This is a genomic window from Moorena sp. SIO3A2 (genome assembly GCF_010672265.1).
GTDB classification, from domain to species: Bacteria; Cyanobacteriota; Cyanobacteriia; order Cyanobacteriales; family Coleofasciculaceae; genus Moorena; species Moorena producens.
The window spans coordinates 501,663-523,932 of record NZ_JAAHHC010000001.1; the positions used below are offsets into that span (position 1 = coordinate 501,663).

Here is a 22,270-nt window from a genome sequence, read left to right on the forward strand (position 1 = left end):
TGGGTATGCTCCGGATGCATCTCCTAAAAGCTGTTTGACCCGGTGGTGCGTTACGGGCAGCAACCTAACCATGGCTACTGAGAAAATCCCCCGCCCCCTAACGCACCCTACGCAATATTTTTAATGAGATGCACCCAAGGCGAACTGTAGCCTAAAAATAATGCGATTGGCCTATGGCCACGCTACGCGAACGCTTACTATTCCGATAATGCCTCTACAAGAATACGTGGAACAAGCATCAAGCCAGTTTGCTACAGTCTAGAAATAATGCGATTGGCCTATGGCCACGCTACGCTCCGGAAGCTTCGCTTCCGCGCTTATGCGATTGGCCTATGGCCACGCTACGCGAACGCATACTATTCCGATAGTGCCTCTACAATCATGCGATTGGCCTATGGCCACGCTACGCTCCGGAAGCTTCGCTTCCGCGCTTATGCGATTGGCCTATGGCCACGCTACGCGAACGCATACTGGTTCAATCGTCATAACCTTGGCCTTTGGCCACGCTACGCGAACAACCAACTAACCTTGGCCACGCTACGCGAACAACCTTGGCCTTTGGCCACGCTACGCGAACAACCAACTAACCTTGGCCTTTGGCCACGCTACGCGAACAACCTTAAACCTTCAACCCGATTAAACCTTAAGATGGTCACTTGGGATCCCTATCTAGCATCAATCCGTGACACCTACGCCCAATCGTGGCAAGTTTATACCCTAAGCGATGTCGAAGACCGCAAGCGCAAGCAGCAGCAACAGACCCCGATGCTGTTCAACTTTGACCTAATGGTCGAAACCATCAAGTCGGAGCAGCCACAAAGAAACCAGAATCGGGAAGAAACTGAACGCTTGCCTGTTCTAGAAGGATTGCTCAAGTATGCTAATGACCATGTATTACTGGTGGGACGTCCGGGTTCAGGCAAATCCACCGCCTTAGTCCAATTGTTGGCAAATGAAGGGATACAAGGGAAAATTCCGGTGCTGGTGGAACTGCGATATTACCAGACATCGGTGTTGGAGTTAGTGCGGAATTTTCTGAAACGCCATGGTGTACTCCTCGACTCTACCGAAATCGAAAGACTATTGTTTCAGGGACAATTCTTGCTACTTATCGATGGCGTGAACGAGCTACCCTCAGAGGAAGCACGCCTACATTTGACTCAGTTTCGGCAGGATTACCAGAAGACTACTTCCATGATTTTGACCACTAGGGATTTAGGAGTGGGTGGTGACCTGGGGATTGAAAAGAAGTTGGAAATGCAACCCTTGAGTGCAGCCCAAATGTCGGAGTTTGTCCGCAAGTATTTGCCACAACAGGGGGAGCAGATGCTTAAGCAGTTGGGCGATCGCTTACGGGAGTTTGGGCAAACCCCCCTACTATTGATGATGCTATGTGACCTATTTAAGTCTATAGGTAAGATACCGTCAAATCTCGGTTTAGTGTTTCGGTTATTTACCCAGTCTTATTCTAAGCAAATCAAGCAAGATGTTAAGGTTTCCGATAATCAATCAAGAAAATTTTGGCCTGAGCTGCTGCAACAGTTAGGGTTTGTGATGACAACAGGGGATAATCCTGATAAACCCGAGGAGATCAGCGTTGCTATTGCTAAAACAAAAGCTGAGGAAATTTTAACTAACTATCTACTTAATAAGGCTGTTGTTAATCCTAATGTTTGCGCCAAGACTTGGCTTGATGACTTACTCAACCATCACTTGATTCAAGCATCAGGAGAATTGATTGAGTTTCGACACCAACTGATCCAAGAATACTATACAGCAGAATATTTATTGAAGCAATTACCAAACCTTAGGGATCAGGAGTTACAACAAAACTATCTCAATTATTTGAAATGGACAGAAACTCTGGTGCTGATGCTGCAATTGGTAGATGATCAAGCCCAAGCACAGCGGGTGGTAAGGTTAGGGTTAGATGTGGATTGGCAACTGGGAGCCAGGTTAGCAGGAGCAGTAAAACCCAAGTTTCAGGAAGATACTGTCGAGTTGGTGGCTAGGTTAGAGGTTCCGAAGTCTTTTAAGGTTGAGCTGTTGGAAATAACTAAATCAGACAGAGCGATACCTGAACTAAGTAAATGCCTGGATGATGACGACTCATCTGTGCGTACTAGTGTGGCAAAATCTCTGGAAAAAATCGGGACAGAAGTGGCGATTGACCCCTTAATTAAATGCCTGGATGATGACGACTCATCTGTGCGTACTAGTGCGGCATCTGCTCTGGGAGAAATCGGGACAGAAGCCGCTATAAACCCCTTAATTAAATTGCTGGATGATCCCAACTCATTTGTGCGTACTAGTGCGGCATCTGCTCTGGGAAAAATCGGGACAGAAGCCACCATAGACCCCTTAATTAAATTGCTGGATGATCACTACTCATCTGTGCGTACTAGTGCGGCATCTGCTCTGGGAGAAATCGGGACAGAAGCCACCATAGACCCCTTAATTAAATTGCTGGATGATCACTACTCATCTGTACGTATTAGTGCCGCAAAAGCTCTGGGAAAAATCGGGACAGAAGCCACCATAGACCCCTTAATTAAATTGCTGGATGATCCCCAAGATTCTGTGCGTAGTAGTGCGGCATCTGCTCTGGGAAAAATCGGGACAGAATCTACGATAGACCCCTTAATTAAATTGCTAGATGATGACCACTATTCTGTGTGTATAAGTGTGGCATCTGCTCTGGAAAAAATCGGGACAGAATCTACGATAGACCCCTTAATTAAATGTCTGGATGATCCCAACTCATTTGTGCGTAGGAGTGCGGCATTTGCTCTGGGAAAAATCGGGACAGAAGCCGCTATAAACCCCTTAATTAAATTGCTGGATGATCCCAACTCATTTGTGCGTAGTAGTGCGGCATTTGCTCTGGGAGCAATCGGTACAGAATCTACGATAGACCCGTTAATTAAATTGCTGGATAATTCCCACTATGATGTGCTTATTATTGCGGCATCTGCTCTGGGAGCAATCGGTACAGAATCTACGATAGACCCGTTAATTAAATTGCTGGATAATTCCCACTATGATGTGCGTATAAGTGCCGCAAAAGCTCTGGGAAAAATCGGGACAGAAGCCACCATAGACCCCTTAATTAAATTTCTGGATGATGATAACTATTATGTGCGTATAAGTGCGGCAGAGGCTTTGGGAAACATCGGGACAGAAGCCACCATCGACCCCTTAATTAAATTCCTGGATGATGATAACTATGAGGTGCGTATAAGTGCGGCAGAGGCTTTGGGAAACATCGGGATAGAAGCCACCATCGACCCCTTAATTAAATTGCTGGATGATCCCAACTCATTTGTGCGTAGTAGTGCGGCAGAAGCTCTGGAAAAAATCGGGATAGAAGCCACCATCGACCCCTTAATTAAATTGCTAGATGATCCCAACTCATTTGTGCGTATAAGTGCGGCAGAAGCTCTGGGAAAAATCGGGACAGAAGCCACTATAGACCCCTTAATTAAATGTCTGGATGATGACGACGTTTTTGTGCGTATTCGCGCGGCAGAAGCTCTGGGAAAAATCGGAACAGAAGCCACCATAGACCCCTTAATTAAATGTCTGGATGATGACAACGTTTTTGTGCGTATTCGTGCGGCAGAAGCTCTGGGAAAAATCGGGACAGAAGCCACTATTCCTAAACTAATTAATCGCCTCAACAACGAAGAATTGGCAGCAACTAATTATAACGATATTTTTAAGAAAACTATAAATATCATTAACGCCATTCAAGAGCGCTGCCAAGTCTACAACCCAACCTATCGTCCCAAACCTACTCCCAAAGACGATTCTCCCAAATTTATTGCCACTCAAACCATATACATCCTCCACCTCTCGGACCTCCACATCACCACCCTTGACCAAGCTAAGAATTGGTCAAACCAACTCGCCCAAGACCTCAAGCAAGACCTTCAAATCCCTCACCTTGATGCTCTTATCCTCTCCGGTGATATCGCCAATTATTCCACGCAACAAGAATACCAGGCTGCACAACAGTTTCTCCACAACCTCCGCCAAGACTTCCCCCTAGACCCGAAGCAAATTGTTCTAGTTCCCGGTAACCATGACCTCAACTGGGACCTCGCAAAAGAGGCTTATGAGTTATGCGATGCTCTTTCAGAGCCGCTACGCGAACGCACAAAAGACCACGATAAACTCCAAGACGGTGACTACATCAAAGTCACTGATCAGGTGATTCGAGTCCGAGATGACACCAAATACCAACAACGCTTTGCCCACTTCAGTCAATTCTATCAAGCCATCAAAGCTCAACCCTATCCCCTGGACTATCACCAGCAAGGGATGATCTACCATCTCCCAGACCAAAACCTGCTGATTCTAGGACTAAACTCCGCTTGGCAACTGGATCACCACTTCAAAGACCGTGCTAGCATTCACCCAGTTGCTCTGGCTAACGCCCTGACCAAGATTCGCCTTAATCAAGACTACGGCAAGTGCCTGAAAATAGCGGTTTGGCACCATCCCCTGAATAGTAACGGAAGCGATCGCATTACTGACCAAGGATTCATGGAACAACTCGCCCAAGCTGGATTCCGCTTATTCCTCCATGGACACATCCACAAAGCTGAAACCAGTCTTTTCCGTTACGACCTCAGCCAAGATGGGCGCAAACTCGATAGAATTTGTGCTGGCACCTTTGGCGCACCGACCAGAGAACTAGTAACCGGTTATCCCTGGCAATATAATCTACTGAAAATTAACGGTAATCAGCTCACTGTCCGCACTCGCCGCCGGGAAGAAGAAAATGGTGCTTGGAAACCTGATTCACGGTGGACTCAGGGTCCAGGACAAAGTGGTTTGGATTCTTATTCCATTGAGTTGTAGGGAGTAGGGAGCGGTGCGACCCGTGGCGAATTTAATTCGCCTACGGAAAGCGCACCGAGGGAGTGATGTTGTGCCAAGAGCTGCTCAAATTCCTCAAGGGAGTTACTCTTAAGAGAGTGATCAATCAACTGTTTCAACACAGAGATATCTTCTATGGCATTAATCGCTACCACCAATTCCGGTGATACCGATTCAAAGTGATTTTGTAAAATTTTAACTACTGTCTCTTGTAAGCCTTTCCGACATTCTTGAAGTCCTTGTTGAAGTCCTTGTTGAAATCCTTGTTGAAATCCTTTTTCAAAACCTCTCTTCATTGCCCTTTCTTCGACTCGACTAATCAAAGGCATCTGTCTTTCCTCCTGATAACGTTCAAGTTCTTGATTCAGCTCTTTTTGTAACTATTCCGGTCAAGCGATGATCTAGTCAATACACTGGCTGCAAGTGATTAATTCGGTGGTGGGCAGTGCCTAGGAACACCCAATGCCGCAGCTGATTTTATCTGTTTGATGCACTGCCCACCCTACATCAAATTGGTGGAATGGGCATCAGGTGTGGAACGGGCATTTTGGTGGAACGGGCATCTTGCCCGTGTCCTTACTCTTCAATTCTCCTGACTAAGCTGATGTTGTGCCAAGAGCTGCTCAAATTCCTCAAGGGATTTACTTTTAAGAGAGTGATCAATCAACTGTTTCAACACAGAGATATCCTCTATGCTATTAATCGCTCCCACCAATTCCGGTGATACCGATTCAAACCGATTTTGTAAAATTTTAACCACTGTCTCTTGAAGTCCCTGTTGAAGTCCTTGTTGAAGTCCTTGTTGAAGTCCTTGTTCCAGACCCCTCTTCATTGCCCTTTCTTCGACTCGACTAATCAAAGGCATCTGTCTTTCCTCCTGATAACGTTCAAGTTGTTGATTCAGCTCCAGTTCTAACTCTTCCGGTAAAGCCATCATTTGGTCAATACACTGGAACAGCTTCACTATATCGTTTTTACTATAACCTCGTTCAAAAAGTCTCCGAACTAGGTACCACTTCCATCGCTTGCGCTCCATTGGTTGTTTATGGGTAGCTTTGGTCTTTAGATGAGCCATCACCACTACTGCAAAGGGATTAGTACTCGATTCCAACACCTGCCACATTGACTGATAGTTCAATAATTTAACTATCGGAAATTCTAGACTCAGGCGACAACCTCCCAAGCCATATTCATAGGACGATGGAGACCAAGACGCATTTTCATCTCCCAATACCGCTAAGCTAATCACAGGTTTTTCGTACAGGTCAAATGCCCTGTAATGATATTGGTACATTCGCTTAGCAAAGGTTGATTCTTTTTGGCTTTGTACCTCTACATGAATCAAGACCCAAGTTTCATTTCCACCACAGAGCCACACCTGGAATAATTTATCAGCGATTCGTTTTCCTGATTCAGCAGCACCAACTATCTGCTGTAGCTCTGTATCAAGGGCTTGGGGTGTCTGATTCCAATCAATCAGAGTGTGTACTTGGGGAAAACAAAACTGCAAAAATGACTCAAAATACGCTTGTAATGCTTCTTTCCAAGGATTGTCATAGTCAGCTATGGGTTCGTTCATTTCTATTTTTTAATTCTAGACTAATCCTAAAAACCATCTCATCAAAAAGAGATAAATGCTCTCATTACTGTCATGGTATTCAGTGTAGTACATTGTATAGTTAAATAGCAGATTATGGCGAGATTAATACTAAAATTACTGAAAGCAATCTCTAGGATTTATAAAATAAGTGAAATCGACAATTTAGTAATTTTATGGAATAGGGATGCAGCCAGTAAAAAGGGGAGCCAGTTGCTGATATGACTCCCCATCTTCTAAAGTTTCCTGTGTTTCATTATTCCCATCAGCTGACTGGTATTAGAAAAGCGATTGACCTTGGCCTTTAGGCCACGCTACGCGAATGGTCACGCTACGCGATCGCTTTTCTATACTGTCGTTCTTTGTGATCAAGCTTCAGCTCCATTTCTTACTATTCCGGTAAAGCTATCATTTGCTAAATACACTGGCTACAAGTAATTAATCCGATGGTGGGCAGTGGGTACCAACGCCCTCCAGCTGATCTTATCTGTCTAATCCACTGCCCACCCTACATAACATCAGCTATTCCGGTCAAGCCATCATTTGCTAAATACACTGGCTACAAGTAATTAATCCGATCGTGGGCAGTGCCTACTAACGGGCTTTCCCAGCTGATCTTATCTGTCTGATGTACTGCCCACCCTACATAAACTTCCCACTGAATGCTGATAGCTTAATGCTGATAGCTTAATGCTGATAGCTGAATGCTTACACTAGGACTAACCCACTTGCCGGTTAGTCTCCAAACTCATCAAAAAACAACCTACGGCTACCTAAGAATAAACCAGGGCTATTCTCTCCAGTAGAAAAAGCCGTGACTCCAAATAAATAAGAACCACTAAACTCAGGATTTTCCTTAGCTCTAACCGAAACTGTAATCGTTTGACCAGGAGTGACCGGTGGATCAAACACAACAGTTACTTGATCCGAGTTAGACGATTCATTCCCGCCAATATTCGCCAAGGTCAGGGATGAGCCACCAGCAAAAGTATCGCCCACAAACCCACGACTCTTTCTCGGATCAAATTTGACTTTCTCGATATTAGTTTTATTCTGGGTAATCGTTACAGCTTGCAAAGACTCTCCAGCATCTTCAGGTAATCTGAGGGTGAATTGGTACGTTGATGGAACCCTTACTCTAGTAAAGCTCGTAGCTGCCCTAACTAAACGCGGAGCACGGTTAAACACAGTCTTACCATTACCGATTTCAATCGTCTTAGCAGGTAAGCCATAAAGAGTAGTGGGTAGCAATATACCCAATAAAAATGCACCAGAGCCTAGAAGACGAGCCTTAGTTAATCCCCAACGTGCTATATTATTAGTCATCTCAATCACCTCTAATCAAGAAAGCGCCCGAAAGAAATTGACTGTTTAACGAAAAATTGTTAATTAACCAATACCCTTCAAGGATAACTACTCTACCGGACTTAATCTTAAGTATCAGACTCTTCCGTTAAAATTACGTGATATCTACCTTAGAAAACCATAATAAAATCGAGTATAGCGTTGCTCATACCTATTAGATACACAGGATTTTTTACCACTTCCAACTTCCCTACTCCCTACTCCCTACTCCCTACTCCCTACTCCCTACTCCCTACTCCCTACTCCCTACTCCCTACTCCCTACTCCCTACTCCCTACTCCCTACTCCCTACTCCCTTAACGCCAACCAAACCAACGCATTACTGGCACTAGCAGGTAACAACTCACCCCTAGCCAAAATCCTTCTAGCATAGCCAACATAGCAAAAAAAGTCATAGGCTGATAGAAATCCAGTTTACCGGTTCTAGAAAAGGAAAACATATTAACCACAAATCCTGCTGGCAATAGATCAGATGACACTAGACCCCCAAATACGCCACCAGTTCCTGCTGCCACCACTAAGGCATGAACAAGATTATGACTGGGTAGCCCTAATCCTAGTACCAGGAGCATTACTGTAACCGCAGTAATCCATGGCAGCAACCCCTGGTCAGGTACATAAGACACCAATAATAGCGTAGGTACCGTTGCCTGCCACATCAACCATCCCAGGCTATAACCAAAAATACCCATTATCCCTGCCACTAAAAAACGCCGCTGCTGACCAAAGCCTCCTGCAGCGGTCAACCCCCAAGCTGTACCTAAGCCAGCCGCCCCAAACAACAGCATTTCTTGCCACATCGTTATTTGCAGCGAAGGCAAGATCATATACAGTTGGTCAGAGAGCCAATTTGTCACTTTCTCCCCAAGACTTGTCCAATTCAATACCATAAACCCAACCGTTGCACAAAAAACTCCCCCAAAAGCTCCGAGGAACATCTCCCAAACACTATCGAGACAAGCTAGTGCGATGCTGATCACTACTGCTAATAGGAAATGTTTTAGGGATGTGATCGAATGAGTCAACCCTGTCACAGATTGTGTTAGTTTAGGGCTAGATAACCCCAGAGCAGCTACCTGATTTCCTTGAAACGAATAGACTGGTGCTGGGATAGGCTGGTAACTAGGGCTAGGAGTCATACCTAGACGCAGATGAATCTCAATGGTAGTTGTTGGTCGTTGTTGGGGTACTACGCTGAGCATTTCATCTAGCAAGTCCGCCAAGTCATGACTTACCACTGCCTGCTCTCGCCACCGAAATTGACCAGTTACTGGGTCTTGTAAATCCTTCAACTCTTGACCAGTCAGTAAATGAATCATGGTTCGACTCAGGGCATAGAAATCAGCAGCCGGTCCAATGGCTGCACCAGTTATCTGTTCCGGTGGAGAGTAACCTGGAGTAATCAACCGAGTCGAATCATTCTGAGAAAACTCAGAACCCATACTCAATTGTTTAGCTCCCCCAAAATCAATCACCACTAGCTCTCCGGTGGTTTCCCGTAGCATTAAATTTGAGGGTTTGATGTCACGGTGAATCACTCCACAATTGTGCAACACCTGTAAAATTTCTGCTGCCTGGTAGAGCCAGTCTCGCACTAATATCTCTGGACATCCCTGAGGATGATCCCTGAGCATTTGCTCCAAGGTTGAACCGTTGATTTTTTCCATAACCAAACAGTGCAGGTCTGGCTGTGCCTCAACACCTAGATCAACGACAAAATAGCTATCTTGCTCAACTTTGGGAATGCCTGGATGATCCAAACCTTGCAAAACATCTGCCTCTTGCTGAAATAGCTGCAATACCTTCGGTTTAGTATCCAGCAGAACCTTCAGCACCTTTTCTGTCTTCGACTGCAAATCCCAAACGGTGTATATGTTGGCAAATCCTCCTGAACCCAAAAGCTGGAGAGGAAAGTAGCGATTCTTGAGCTTTAACTTTGCTCCACAACCATTGCAAAAGTTGTTATCCCTTGGCTGAGGGTAGGGTGCTGGGCAATTGGGATTAATGCAATGAATTGATTCAGCAACAAATGGATGCACAATACAGCTCAAGAGACATTGTGATTTGATTTTATCGAACTTAGGAATTTTCTGATTAGTTAATTGAAATTTTGATCAAACGACCTTTAACTTTCTCCTAAGCACCACTGGCGGGAAAACTGCCACCGATAAAGTGAATATCACTGAAGGTTTCGATCCACAGACGAGCTCCACAATCAAGAGGGTTATCCGGCTGATACACAATCCGACACGGACCGAGGATTTCTACCTGGTTGCCATAGTTATTGTGGCCACTTCGTTTTACCGAAATCACTGGTAGCCGCTCTTCAGGGCTTTTGTGGTTATTGGAGCCAATTCGATTACGATTGACATTAATTTTGGCTAAAGCCGGAGGACGACTTTTACGCCAAGTTCCTTTCGGTCCCCGGTTCTTCTTGGTGATTTGCGGCAAATAGTTGAACAGGGGAATAATCCAGAATTTACCGCTTTTATAAGCACCCCTTACTCTACCGGACTCAAGCAGTTGCCGTAATCGTCGAGGAGTTATACCCAACAGAGATGCTGCTTCAGTAGTACCAACACACTTGTTCATTTGTTATTTTCCTCTCACTTAGATTACTATTCCGATATCAGTATTATAACTAATCATCAAAGAATTGGCAAGGACACAAGCCAAATTTAGGTGTTAGGTTTTAGGTGTTAGGTTCTGGGTTTTGGGTTTAGTACTTAATACCTAGTACCTAATGTCTAATGTCTAATGCCTAATGCCTAAAGAACTAGACCACTAAAGTACTGGACTACTATGGCCACCTATCCCGGAATTTCCAGCGAAGCCTTCAAACACCCCCTTGACCAACAAGCAGAGCAAGCGTTACGCAGTGTCCCTGGTTTTGACTTAGTTTCTCGTAAGTTTGTGGAATTTCTTTACGAGCGTCCCCAGTTTGTCTATCTGATGGGGAACAGTATCAAAGTCGGACCGCGCCAGTATGCCAATATTTATCACTTATTTCGAGAATGTGTTCGGGATTTAGATGTAAATCCCGAACCAGCCCTATTTGTTAGTCAAAACTCTCAGGTTAATAGCTATGCTTTAGGTCAAGACAATCCTTACATCGTTGTAAACACTGGCTTATTAGACTTACTCAATGAAGCAGAAATTCGTACTATCCTGGCTCACGAATTAGGACATATCAAGTGCGGTCACACCATCTTAATTCAGATGGGTATTTGGGCAATGAATGCTGCCTCTATTTTAAGTGAAATGACCTTTGGCTTAGGGAATATCGTCAGCACTGGCTTACTTTTCGCTTTTTATGAATGGCGTCGCAAAGCTGAATTATCCGCTGACCGTGCTGCCTTACTAGTGATAGATGACCTGAAGACTGTGATGCAAACGATGATGAAAGTGTCTGGTGGGAGTGCTAAGCATCTACAGGAATGCAGTCTTGATGAATTTATCCGTCAATCAGAAAATTATCAAGAACTAGACCAAGACAGTCTCAATCAAATCTATAAGTTTTTACTCTATAATGGTGGTATTAATCGTCAATTTCTGAGCCATCCCTTTCCAGTTGAACGCATACACTACCTGCGAAAGTGGGCAAATTCCGAGGAATATCGCCAAATTCGTCAGGGCAATTATCAACGTGTTACCAAAGAGGGAGCAGTTGACGTTGACTCGAATCCACCATCGAACAACTCAGTGAATGAAGCGGAACAGTTGCAGCGTCAAATCCAGGAATTGCAACGGGAAATTAATCGCATCAAGAAGAAATAATGTCAGCTGTCAGCTGTCAGCCGTCAGCTGTCAGCCGTCAGCTGTCAGCTTACCTGGAAACCCGACTCCCAACTCCGGACTCCCGATTCCCGACTCCCGACTCCCGATTCCCCACTCCCTACTCCCTACTCCCTACTCCCTGCTCCCTTTGCTTGATGTTGAGAATACCAAGTAGAGAGTGCTAAGTGATGTACTTCTAACCAAGAGCAGTTATTTTCCTTGGCTAACTTAGCGCAATCTTGGTATTCTGGGTGGACATTCATAATCGTTTTGTGAGGTGAGCGATCGCTCCAAGCCACTTTCACACTAATTTGGCCATACTTAGTCTGTACCTGCTGGATTTCCCGAGGTAAGATCGCTCTTTGCTGAGTCAGACGTCGCACTCCTAAGGTAGTGGTTTCTCGGAATAATACTGCCTGACAGGCCTCTAGATCTTGAGGATGACAGATCACACTCAGGAGGATACCGGGTCGAGATTTCTTCATGCCAATAGCTTGAGTGAACACATCCACAGCACCAGCGTTAAATAACTCTTGGAATACATAGCCAATGGCTTGAGGATTGAGATCATCAATTTGAGTCTCTAGGACTGAGATAGTTTCTAGGGAAGAGTTAGCAGAAGAAGAGTTAGCAGAAAGGGGTGACTGGTGTAGGGTTTGTGGGGGTAAGTTTGACGGTTTAACCTTGAACTTGCCAACATTAACAGCTTCTGAGGACTCACCAATCCACAATCGCAACATATTGGGAATGGGTAATTGTCGAGAACCGGCACCATTACCTATTTTTTGGATAGTCATTGCTGGTGGTGAACCAAAGCTAGTGGCTAAGGTAACGGCAATCGCTGCTCCTGTTGGTGTTACTAATTCCCGCTCAATCCCATTACTGTAAACTGGCACCTGACGGGATTCCCACAATTTCAGTACTGCTGGTACTGGCACCGGTAGCCGACCATGAGCTGCCCATACTGTACCGCCACCAGTGGGGAGTGGGGAACAATAGATTTGGTCAATTCCTAGCCAATCTAAGCCTAAGCAAGTACCAACTATATCGATAATGGCATCAGTAGCGCCTACTTCATGGAAGTGAACCTTGTCTGGGGAAATACCATGAACGGCTCCTTCGGCTTCTGCTAGTTTCCGGAAGATAGCAAGAGTCCACTGGGATACTCTTGAGGGTAATTTTCCTGCTGTAATTAATTTTTCTATGTCTGGTAAGTGTCGTGTGGGATGATGATTATGATTCTGCTCAGGTGTACTGATCTCTGTTATGCCTGACCTGTGTTGATGATGGTGTTCATGGCCGTGTTCATGGTGGTGTTCATGGCCGTGTTCCTGTTGATGGTGATCATGCTTATAGTTTTGATCTGGTAAATCTACATCAACTTTGGTTGCCAACTGACCATTGTGGTGTACTTGGCTAAGTCTTAAGTGATACTCTTGCTCAATTCCGAGTCCTGCTAGCTTGTCCACTAAATATTCCCACGGTACACCCGCAGAAACTAGTGCTCCTAGGCACATATCACCAGCAATTCCAGTGGGACAATCTAAGTAAGCTAGCTTTGTCATTCTAGATCTTCTTGATTAAGACAAATTAATTAAAACAAATTAATTAAGACAAAAGGATTTGGAGCAATTCATCCCCCACAAACCCTACAGGTCTATATCAGGGAATTATGGCCAGATCTTGCTAACTATACTGACATCTGAGTCAGAAAAAGCCAAACTGGCAACACACTTAGGTCGGAGTAGTTTTTAATCCTTTGGCAGAACCGTGTCTATGTCTGGCCTTGGTGAATTTTCCCAAGGCTAGGCTTTAGCAATTCAATATTGACGAATTCAACAATATTTATGGCTACTATTTATACTATCCATCCGGAAACACCTCAAATACGTCGAATAGAGAAAATAAGAGAGTCTCTGGAAGATGGTGCAGTGATGCTCTATCCCACTGACACTGTCTATGCCATTGGTTGTGATGTACATGTGAAGTCCGCAGTGCAACGAGTTAGGCGTTTGAAGCAACTATCCAATGATAAACCCCTGACGTTTTTGTGTTCGTCTCTGTCCAATATTGCTAAATATGCTCGGGTAAGTGATCCAGCTTACCGGATTATGAAGCATTTGATTCCGGGACCCTATACGTTCTTGTTACCAGCAACCAAGTTAGTACCTAAGCTGGTGATGAGTCCCAATCGTAAAACTACTGGTATCCGAGTCCCAGATCATAACGTTTGTCAGGCGTTGCTTTCAGCTCTAGGTCATCCAATTATTTCTACCTCAGCTCATCTACCGAATCAGGATGGTGACACTCCAACGGTGGGATTGGAACGGGCTAAACTATTTGATGCTCTCGATGGTCTAGTAGACATCATTGTGGACAATGACTTAGAACCGGGATTTCAAGTCTCAACTATCCTCGACCTGACTAGTTCAGAACCGATGATGGTGCGGCAGGGTTTGGGATGGGATGAAGCGATCGCTTGGATTTAGCTAGTGCTTTAGCTAGTGATTAACTAGTCAGCTCAGGTTGGGAGGAAGCGATCGCTTGGATTTAGCTAGTGCTTTAGCTAGTGATTAACTAGTCAGCTCAGGTTGGGTAATGAGAGCATCAAGCACTACTTGACTACAACAAAACCTTAGTCGTTTACGGAAAAGTCATCACTAGTTCAGTCAGTTTCTGGATTGACCACTCCTCAGGTTTTGGTCATCCTGAATCATCTTGATGGTTGAAAGTATTGAACGCTATATATAGTAAGCATTTCAGCGTTATGTAATCCTACGGAAACTACAGGAGTGCTGGGGGTCACAACTAGTCAGCTTAGAGTAGTCACACACTCACCGAACCAGGGCTAGACTCACGAGTCTACATTTAGGGTGGACAAGGACAAAGGACAGCGGACCACTCCAAGGTTTGTAGATCACATTCACACACATTTCCTCTGTTGCTTGTTTAATGGCAATTCTGTGAATCTATTTTTGGGGGCAATACCATGCAAGTTAAAACGGTTACTAATAATCAAAATTCCGCCACTAACAATCAGGCTCCGGAAATTACTCTAGATAATCAAAACCAAAACTTGACCCAGGTCTTAGTGGAGGAACTCCAGTCGGAAATTGGAACTAAATCCAGGAGTATTCAAGCGGTTGCCCACCGGATCACCTTGGAGGTAGAACGGATTTGTACTAAGAGCGATCGCATCCAGAATTCCGGTGAAATTGATACTTGGAAGTTGAATCTAGCACGTCATCGACTGCACAAATGTCTGTCATACTACAAACTAGGTTCTCGGCAGGGTCGTGTGGAACTCCATAGTAACCTGAGTACCATGGTTTATCGCCATGTGGCACCGTCCCAATCTCAGTTAAACTTTTCTGCTCGATACAATTTGATTGAGGACTTTTTACAGGACTTTTACGCTGAGTGCCTCAAAGCCTTCCGCCGGGAAAATCCTGTCGATTCTGACTACACTCCCCGTACCCAGCTAGAACTAGCAGAGTACATGGGCTTTAGTGAGCAATATGCTAAGCGACGCATTACCCTACGTGGTCGCGGTAGCCAGCAGTTGATTGTACTCAGAGCACAAAGCTTTTCCCGACGTCAGCCTAATGAAACCCCTGTGGATATTGAACAGGCTGTGGAGTATGGTAGGGATGAAGAAGCCCAAGAGCACAACCGTTCAGCTACTGCACAACAGGTACGTTCAAACCTGATTGAGAAAACCATTGACCCCAGCGATGCTGTTTTACGCGATCGCATTATCTCTGAGTTGATCAAATACCTAGAGTCTAACGGTCATAATGACTGTGCTGATTATCTAGTGCTAAAGCTACAAGACCTGGCTGCACCAGAGATTGACGAAATCATGGGTCTGACACCCCGTCAGCGGGATTATCTACAACAGCGCTTTAAATACCATGTAGAAAAGTTCTCTCGTTCAGCTCAGTGGAAACTGGTACACCAATGGCTAGGAGCAGACCTGGATCAAAAACTAGGGATGTCATCGAAGCAGTGGGATATCTTTGTGGCCCAACTCGATAGCCAACAGCTAGCGTTACTGCCCCTGAAACAGGCGCAAAAGAGTGATAAAGAAATTGCCAAAGCTCTCAAGTGTACCCAAAAACAAGTGCAAAAGCGCTGGACTAAGGTTTTGGAACTAGCTTGGAAGACTCGTAACTCAGAAATTGGCCATGGTAATTAGACTTAAATCTCCTTCTGCAACCAAGTAAGGAGGAGAGTTAGGTAAAGCTTAAGTAGTTAAGCCAACACCGACAAAGTATTAAGTTTGCTATGGTTATGTTAACAATTGAAAACTCGTACCGCGTATTTCTATTTATTTTTATTCTAGGTTTTAGGCTAATGGAGTTCGGGATTAGGTACACCAGGGGCAGTTGAGAGCTTTCGTGCTCAAGTCGGGGCGCTTCATACGCTTGTCAGAAGCATAGAGCGATTTAACCTAGAGCGATTTAACCTAGAGCGATTTAACCTAGAGCGATTCAACCATTGGCCTAGACCCTTAAAAGTATTTCGCGGCTGCAGATCCAATCTGGTCAATCAACCTATAGTCATTACAGTAAGTATCTATGGTAGTCAATATTGCTCAAGGGTCTGCTTCACCTAAGATAGCAGCAAAAAATCAACAAGCTCTCCGGCAAGTGTGGGAAACGATTGAGCCTGATAGCTGTCCCTATCGCTACAATTTTCATATGCACACCATTTACTCTGATGGTCGGCTCAAACCGGAAGAGTTGATTAAGCAGGCAATTACCATTGGTCTTAAGGGACTTGCCATAACCGATCACCACTCCGTTGCTGGTTATCAAGTTGCTCAAGCTTGCATAGAAAAATGGCAGCAGGAGTCATCTTTCTGTGATTCATTACCCCACTTCTGGACTGGTGTCGAAATTACCGCCAAACTCCTTAATGATGACGTTCATATCCTTGGCTATGCTTTTGAGCCAGAACATCCTAGTTTAAAGCGCTATTTCACTGGAACCGCACCGACCGGTAATGATGCTAAGGCTGGTGCAGTGATTGATGCTATCCATCAGGCCGGTGGTTTAGCAGTGTTGGCTCATCCAGCCCGTTACCGCAAGTCAGCAGATGAGTTAATTACTGCTATAGCCCACTTAGGCATTGATGGTGTTGAAACTTACTATGCCTACACTAATCCTGAACCCTGGCAACCTAGTCCAAAACAAACTAAGCTTGTGTTGCAGTTGAGTGCTACCTACAATCTATTTAATACCTGTGGCACTGATACTCATGGGTTAAGCTTGCTCAAGCGTATTTGAAAGGGAAATCTAATTAGACTTCTGTGGTTGTAGTTGGTATCACTAAACAACAACTTCAGCCGTAAACTGGTATACATTTAGCGATACATTTACAAGTGTCATTTGAGATCTAATTCTCATCTCAGAGGTTGACTGGTTACGGCTGGGTTGTTATGAAGGCTGGGCTATCTTAAGCCGTGGGGGAAATGGGATGCTCCAAAAGAGCCGCTACGGGAACGCAAAAGCAGCAGAATAAAGCATAAAAACTTTCCGCTCATCTATTCGATACATATAATAGTTAATTTCTCAACGTCTATTAATTGACTGATATTTCCTATTGATGGTACTTTTCGCATCCATACTGTGACTAGCTTTATATTTCTGGGAATTATATAACTAAGCCTGAGATAGCTCAGGTAGCTAGGGCTTGAGACTATAGCTCCAGCCACGACCGTTTAAGCCATTACATGGTGATTGGCAGTCGGAAAATCAGCTGGATAAGTTTCAGCTCAAACTCTGAATTGAGAAAGTGGTGCGACAGGCGCGATGTTCTGTCGCCAAGGGAACGCGCACCAAGAGATAGGAAGGAAAAAACCGTTTTTGGAGAAGACTATGATTAAGCCAGAAAAAGATTTTTGCTTCTGTACTTTAGCTCTCCGTAGTAAGTATCGCTTTCTTGCCAAAGAACTAGCAGGAGATTTAGAAAAGTATGCTCCAGGAAAATTATTAATAGTTGCCACCGATGATGTCAAGGATTTTGATAACTGTAAGAACGTTTTAGCGTTTAAACACCAGCAAACAGGAATTCTTCATTGTTATCATGACAAACGCTTTGAGATTGAGAAGGCTTTGTCAAAGTTTCCTGTCGCCATACAAATTGATGCTGACACCAGGATTATAGGTAGCTTACCTGAAACTATTGAAGTACTGCCTGGAATTACAGCAGGACATCAAGGAAATATTATCGAGCATATACAAAACTATAATCCAGAAAGATTAAAGCCCCTTAAACAGATAGCCTCTAAGTTAGATATCTGCTTAGACAAAGCAATTTATATAGGAGAATCTTTATTTTTTGTTTCTAGAGATGGTGGCAAAGAAAAAGAATTTATTAAACAATGGGGTATGATCGGGCGCTATTTTGAGTTACAAGGTATTCATGGTGGCTCAGGTATTACCTTAGGACTGGCTGCTGCTAAAGCAGGATTCACTATTAGCAGAAGTTCTAGCTGGGACAGGATTAATGAAGTCAAAAAACATCTAGATGCTTCTCATGAGAAAAAACAGAAAACGTTTTGGGCTTCCTTGAAACGCAAACTGGGCTATCACTATAATTTTAATCGAGCCAGAGTAGCAGCATTAAAAGATTTTGAATTTTACTACCGATAATATAGCTATCAAGTGGGTGAGGTACTTTCGTTTTAGGGAGTAGGTTTTAGGGAGTAGGTTTTAGGGAGTAGGGAACTTCCGATCAGGGAACTTCCGATCAGGGAACAGCGATGTAGTAAGGTCTTGGGAGTAACCCCCAAGACCTCACTGGCGTGGTTCCACGGGGCTGTGTGCCGAACACCTCGATTCTCATGATAGAGACACTACGTGAAAGCAAACAACCCCAAAAGCATTAGGGACGACATTAATAAGCCATTTGCTTCTTGAACAATAATGCAATCAGTGCCTATATAGGAATCCGTGTAGAAGTTGTAAAATGATTTAGGGTTCCTATATATTTTTTATGGGGAGAGCCTTTCCATTGTATAGTAGTACCAATGAAAAGGATCACTGCAGTTATGGATACGGTCGTTATTCTAGCTTATTTTAATTTTTCAAATAGTGAATCCAGGTATATTGCTCTTGTCAAATCACTAGCTTGCTTAAGGAACCAAAAAGTTGATATAATCCTGGTTTGTTATGGCTTAGATACTGACAGTATTGTTTCCTCGGAGAATCTTAAAATCATCAAGATTCCCTCGGCTTCCGTAATTTGGCAAAAAGAAAGATTCTATAACGTAGCGTTATCCCATTTGAATGAAAAGCATAAATATGTTGTTTGGGCTGATGCAGATCTCGTTTTTACTAACAAGGGTTGGGAAGAGCAATTAAAAGATAAACTGGAAAACTACCGACTGGTTCAGATCTTCAATCGAGTCGAAGATGTAAAGCTTGAGAATGGCCATTTTTCCCTAACTGGACTTAGCCGCAAATCCGTGGTCACGAGTTTCAATCGTGATATTACAGTTAAAGATTATTTCAGTAAAAGTGGCATCAGCTTAAGTCTTGGATGTAATCCGGGCTTTGGATGGGCGGCAAAGGCAGCCACCATAACAGAGATAGGCTTCCCCGACTTTATGATTTTGGGGGGTGGCGACAAGGTTTTATTGGCCTCTGCTATGGGATATCATTCGACTCTTCTAAAGACGCTTTTTTTTAATCATACGTTTTATAATCTATATCATTCTTGGGGAGACAAAGTTTTTCATACCATTAAAGGAGGAGTTTCTTACCTAGAAAATACGATTTATCATATTGTTCAGGGAGATTATAAAAATCGTCGCTATTCTGATCGCCACAAATTAATTCAGGATGATAATTTTGCGATCGCTGATTATCTTACAATTAATGAATATGGAGCATGGCAATGGCGTAACGAAAACAACGAGTATGCTGTAAAAATCAAGAGATACTTTGATGAAAGAGGAGACTAAAGCCTTGGAAATCGTCTTTTATGGAACTTCTGGTTGGTTTGACAGCACATCAGGTGCTACCAATTGTGTAGGGGTATTTGTAAATGAGAGAGATATTGTTTTATTTGACTTAGGCACTGGGGTTAGAAAAATAGACAGAGAAAGCGTTCGTGGTAAAAATGTTACTGTTATGCTTTCACACCTACATTTAGACCACTGTTATGGGCTACATATTTTACCGATGTTCCAGCCTGCTTCCCTGACAATTGTCATCCATGAAAGTCTAAAGAGTTACTTGGAGACTTTGTTTTCTTTTCCGTTTGTGAAACCGAGGGATAAACTAGGATTTCCTATTGAGATTAGAGTTGCTAAAGATACAACCTTGAATTTCGATAATTTTACCATAAAGACTCAAGCATTAAAACATAATACTCCAGTCATCGGCGCTCAATTACACTTAGACAACACATCTATTTGTTATTGTGTTGATACCATTTTATGCGATTCTCTCTTGAGTATAACTAAGGATTGTGATATTCTCATTGCTGAATCTTGCCCGGTTGGAGGAAAGAAAACAAATGGATTTCATCTTGACATAGAACAACTTAAGACAGTGCTAACTGCTACCCATGCTGAGAAGGCGATCATAACTCATTTTGGGGCTCGACAGTATCCAGATCTTAAAACCAAAGAGTTGCTGTTTACATATATAAAGGATTTTCATCACAATATCGTTATGGCTTACGATGGTCTGGTTATCCGGAGTTGAGATAACTTATGTTTTCAAATGTTTTTGTTTTATGTACCGGAAGATGTGGCTCTACAACATTTGCTAAAGCCTGTCAGCATATTCAAAACTATACAGTATCTCACGAATCTAGAATATCTTTGATAGGAGATCAGCGCCTTCAATATTCTCAAAATCATATTGAAGTAGATAATAGGTTGTCGTGGTTTCTCGGTTCCTTGGAAAAAAAATATGGAGATTGTGCTTTTTATGTACATTTAAAGCGGGATATCATGTCAACGGCTAAAAGTTATGCAAAACGCCTAGATAGTCCTATAATTAAAGGTTACTCAGAATCAATAATCCTTCCTAAACAGTTTAATTACGAACGACTTGATATTTGTATTGATTACTGTAACACCGTCAATGCTAATATTGAATTGTTTCTCAAAAACAAAAGTCATAAAATGGAATTTAACCTAGACAATGCTCAGGAAGATTTTGGAAGATTTTGGAGCTTAATTAGTGCTCAAGGAAATTATGCTATGGCCGTAAAAGAGTGGGAAAAGAAATATAATGCTTAGGCGTTCCTGAAAATTAAATCGTTATTACACCAACCGTCAGCTGATGATATAAGCCGATAGAGATGTTTCCTGTGTTGGGCGATCGCCTCTACAAAACTGGCGGATTTAGTGGCAACGGTATTCGAGGAAAATTATAGCGTTTATAGGACTCATGACTTACAAATGGATCCCCCTAAATCCCCCTTAAAAAGGGGGACTTTGAGGTTAATAATTGTACCTCATACATGCAATTAACGCTATATATCAGCAATCATTTAGCAGCTTTGGCAGCAAAAGAAGAACAATTTCCCCCCAAACCATCTACAATGGCACAGGTATTGCTAGTAATCATGCCAATATAAGTTCCAGTATCACTCCCTTTTTCTCCTAGACCATCTGCAAATAACTTTTGGTCTGAGAGTTTAACCTTTGCTTCTCTGGCGACAGTGCCAATAACCTTATCATTTGTTGTTACTTCGGCGAAAATTGTTGGTACCTTACTTTTCTTAATCTTCTGTACCAGTTCTTTCACCCGTGCTGCTGTCGGTGCTTCTTCTGCGCTAAGCCCTTGCAACGCATCAGAATCAGAAAAACCGTAAGCGTTAATGTAGTACCCTAGGGCATCATGGGTAGTAATTAGTTGGCGTTGCCCTTTGGGTATGGTAGCAACTTGTGCTTTGACCCAAGCATCCAACTGTTCCAGTTCAGTGGTTAGCTGTTTGGCATTCTTGGCATACAATTCCTGATCATCTGGGTTAAGTGCTGCCAGTTGGCTACGAATTACTTCTGCCATCTTGATACCATTTTGGACATCATGCCAAATATGGGGGTCGGGCTCTAGTTCCTCATCACTGTGAGCGGATCCTGTCTTTTCTTCCTCATGGTCATGGTGATCATCATGGTGATCCTTATGGTGATCCTTATGGTCATCCTTTTCTTGCTCATGATCATCGTGGTGATGTGCTTCCGCCATAATTGGACTAGGCACAGCTTGATCATGCACCGCTATTTTAGGAGCTGGTGTATTAGTGGCTTGAACTAATTTAATAACTTCTGGTTCAAAGTCGTAGCCACCGTATAGAACTAGTTGGGCTTGCTCTAGGGATTGGCGAGCTAAGGTGGTAGCTTTGTAGGTATGAGGGTCTTGACCTGGTTCAATCAGACAGGCCATATCAATGGTATCTTGGGCAATTTCTGTTGTTAAGTCACAAAGCACACTGTAGGATGCTACCACTAGTGGCTTCTCCCTTGATGAGGTTTCACTGCTTTGACTACAACCACCTAGTGCTACCCCAAGGGCGACAGCAGCACTAGCTAAGATGCTAGGAAGTTTAACTGGTAAGGGTTTCAGCATAGATCAACCCGTTTAAATTAGTAGGGATCAAGAACAAGAATCATTTTACAAG

General features: G+C 43.5%; 19 protein-coding genes. 12 read left to right on the top strand and 7 right to left on the bottom strand.

Going from position 1 to position 22,270, the window contains the following annotated elements; all coding sequences use genetic code 11:
• The first annotated feature begins 267 nt into the window (after positions 1-267).
• On the top strand, positions 268-4,866 hold the full coding sequence (locus F6K64_RS02135; RefSeq protein WP_502708021.1) for a HEAT repeat domain-containing protein: 4,599 nt from the start codon (positions 268-270) through the stop codon (positions 4,864-4,866).
• Here the strand turns inward: F6K64_RS02135 and F6K64_RS02140 are convergent.
• Together F6K64_RS02140 and F6K64_RS02145 are read right to left on the bottom strand one after the other, a co-directional pair.
• Positions 4,848-5,213 carry a hypothetical protein gene (locus F6K64_RS02140; protein ID WP_008185514.1) on the bottom strand — a complete coding sequence of 122 codons (366 nt, stop codon included), beginning with the start codon at positions 5,211-5,213 and terminating at the stop codon, positions 4,848-4,850. The two genes, F6K64_RS02135 and F6K64_RS02140, sit on opposite strands and share 19 nt — an antisense overlap.
• Before the next feature lie 254 nt (positions 5,214-5,467).
• Positions 5,468-6,463 carry an RpnC/YadD family protein gene (locus F6K64_RS02145; protein WP_008185513.1) on the bottom strand — a complete coding sequence of 332 codons (996 nt, stop codon included), beginning with the start codon at positions 6,461-6,463 and terminating at the stop codon, positions 5,468-5,470.
• A 309-nt stretch (positions 6,464-6,772) separates the two neighbouring features.
• Here F6K64_RS02145 and F6K64_RS02150 point away from each other — a divergent pair, with 309 nt between their 5' ends.
• Positions 6,773-6,919 (top strand): hypothetical protein, encoded by a 147-nt coding sequence (locus tag F6K64_RS02150; protein WP_154659823.1) that lies wholly within the window; start codon positions 6,773-6,775, stop codon positions 6,917-6,919.
• 297 nt (positions 6,920-7,216) lie between these two features.
• Here F6K64_RS02150 and F6K64_RS02155 read toward each other — a convergent pair whose 3' ends face one another.
• The gene (locus F6K64_RS02155) at positions 7,217-7,807 is read right to left on the bottom strand and encodes a DUF2808 domain-containing protein (RefSeq protein ID WP_008185511.1); all 591 of its coding nucleotides are present in this window, start codon (positions 7,805-7,807) and stop codon (positions 7,217-7,219) included.
• Positions 7,808-7,987: 180 nt separating this feature from the next.
• Here F6K64_RS02155 and F6K64_RS02160 point away from each other — a divergent pair, with 180 nt between their 5' ends.
• On the top strand, positions 7,988-8,146 hold the full coding sequence (locus F6K64_RS02160; protein WP_154659822.1) for a hypothetical protein: 159 nt from the start codon (positions 7,988-7,990) through the stop codon (positions 8,144-8,146).
• On the opposite strand, the gene F6K64_RS02165 is transcribed toward F6K64_RS02160, so the two are convergent.
• Positions 8,143-9,885, bottom strand: a complete 1,743-nt coding sequence (locus F6K64_RS02165) for a serine/threonine protein kinase (protein ID WP_008185508.1) — start codon at positions 9,883-9,885, stop codon at positions 8,143-8,145. The two genes, F6K64_RS02160 and F6K64_RS02165, sit on opposite strands and share 4 nt — an antisense overlap.
• Before the next feature lie 97 nt (positions 9,886-9,982).
• On the bottom strand, positions 9,983-10,438 hold the full coding sequence (locus F6K64_RS02170; protein WP_008185506.1) for a helix-turn-helix domain-containing protein: 456 nt from the start codon (positions 10,436-10,438) through the stop codon (positions 9,983-9,985).
• 210 nt (positions 10,439-10,648) lie between these two features.
• Here F6K64_RS02170 and F6K64_RS02175 point away from each other — a divergent pair, with 210 nt between their 5' ends.
• Together F6K64_RS02175 and F6K64_RS02180 are read left to right on the top strand one after the other, a co-directional pair.
• Entirely contained in the window at positions 10,649-11,623 is a 975-nt protein-coding gene (locus F6K64_RS02175; RefSeq protein WP_008185504.1) for a M48 family metallopeptidase, read from the top strand.
• A complete protein-coding gene (locus F6K64_RS02180) occupies positions 11,623-11,808 on the top strand; it encodes a hypothetical protein (RefSeq protein ID WP_131827238.1) in 186 nt (61 codons plus the stop codon). Before F6K64_RS02175 ends, F6K64_RS02180 begins: the two co-directional genes overlap by 1 nt.
• Here the strand turns inward: F6K64_RS02180 and larC are convergent.
• On the bottom strand, positions 11,749-13,188 hold the full coding sequence (gene larC, locus F6K64_RS02185) for a nickel pincer cofactor biosynthesis protein LarC (RefSeq protein ID WP_008185500.1): 1,440 nt from the start codon (positions 13,186-13,188) through the stop codon (positions 11,749-11,751). The two genes, F6K64_RS02180 and larC, sit on opposite strands and share 60 nt — an antisense overlap.
• Before the next feature lie 282 nt (positions 13,189-13,470).
• Between larC and F6K64_RS02190 the strand changes: the two genes are divergently transcribed.
• The 7 genes from F6K64_RS02190 (at position 13,471) to F6K64_RS02220 (ending at position 20,885) form a co-directional block, all read left to right on the top strand.
• Positions 13,471-14,112, top strand: a complete 642-nt coding sequence (locus F6K64_RS02190; RefSeq protein ID WP_008185499.1) for an L-threonylcarbamoyladenylate synthase — start codon at positions 13,471-13,473, stop codon at positions 14,110-14,112.
• 500 nt (positions 14,113-14,612) lie between these two features.
• The gene (locus F6K64_RS02195; protein ID WP_008185497.1) at positions 14,613-15,821 is read left to right on the top strand and encodes a HetZ-related protein; all 1,209 of its coding nucleotides are present in this window, start codon (positions 14,613-14,615) and stop codon (positions 15,819-15,821) included.
• A 382-nt stretch (positions 15,822-16,203) separates the two neighbouring features.
• Positions 16,204-16,914, top strand: coding sequence for a PHP domain-containing protein (locus F6K64_RS02200; RefSeq protein ID WP_008185495.1), 711 nt, complete (start codon positions 16,204-16,206; stop codon positions 16,912-16,914).
• A 591-nt stretch (positions 16,915-17,505) separates the two neighbouring features.
• A complete protein-coding gene (locus F6K64_RS02205; protein ID WP_008185493.1) occupies positions 17,506-18,282 on the top strand; it encodes a hypothetical protein in 777 nt (258 codons plus the stop codon).
• A gap of 377 nt (positions 18,283-18,659) precedes the next feature.
• A complete protein-coding gene (locus F6K64_RS02210) occupies positions 18,660-19,595 on the top strand; it encodes a hypothetical protein (protein ID WP_008185491.1) in 936 nt (311 codons plus the stop codon).
• Complete coding sequence (locus F6K64_RS02215; RefSeq protein WP_008185488.1) at positions 19,579-20,343, top strand: MBL fold metallo-hydrolase; 765 nt, start codon at positions 19,579-19,581, stop codon at positions 20,341-20,343. The genes F6K64_RS02210 and F6K64_RS02215 overlap by 17 nt, the downstream gene beginning before the upstream one ends.
• Positions 20,344-20,351: 8 nt before the next feature.
• Positions 20,352-20,885: a hypothetical protein gene (locus F6K64_RS02220; RefSeq protein ID WP_008185486.1), complete on the top strand. Its 534-nt coding sequence runs from the start codon at positions 20,352-20,354 to the stop codon at positions 20,883-20,885.
• A 250-nt stretch (positions 20,886-21,135) separates the two neighbouring features.
• Here the strand turns inward: F6K64_RS02220 and F6K64_RS02225 are convergent, their stop codons facing one another.
• Entirely contained in the window at positions 21,136-22,218 is a 1,083-nt protein-coding gene (locus F6K64_RS02225; RefSeq protein WP_008185484.1) for a metal ABC transporter solute-binding protein, Zn/Mn family, read from the bottom strand.
• Between the last annotated feature and the right edge of the window lie 52 nt (positions 22,219-22,270).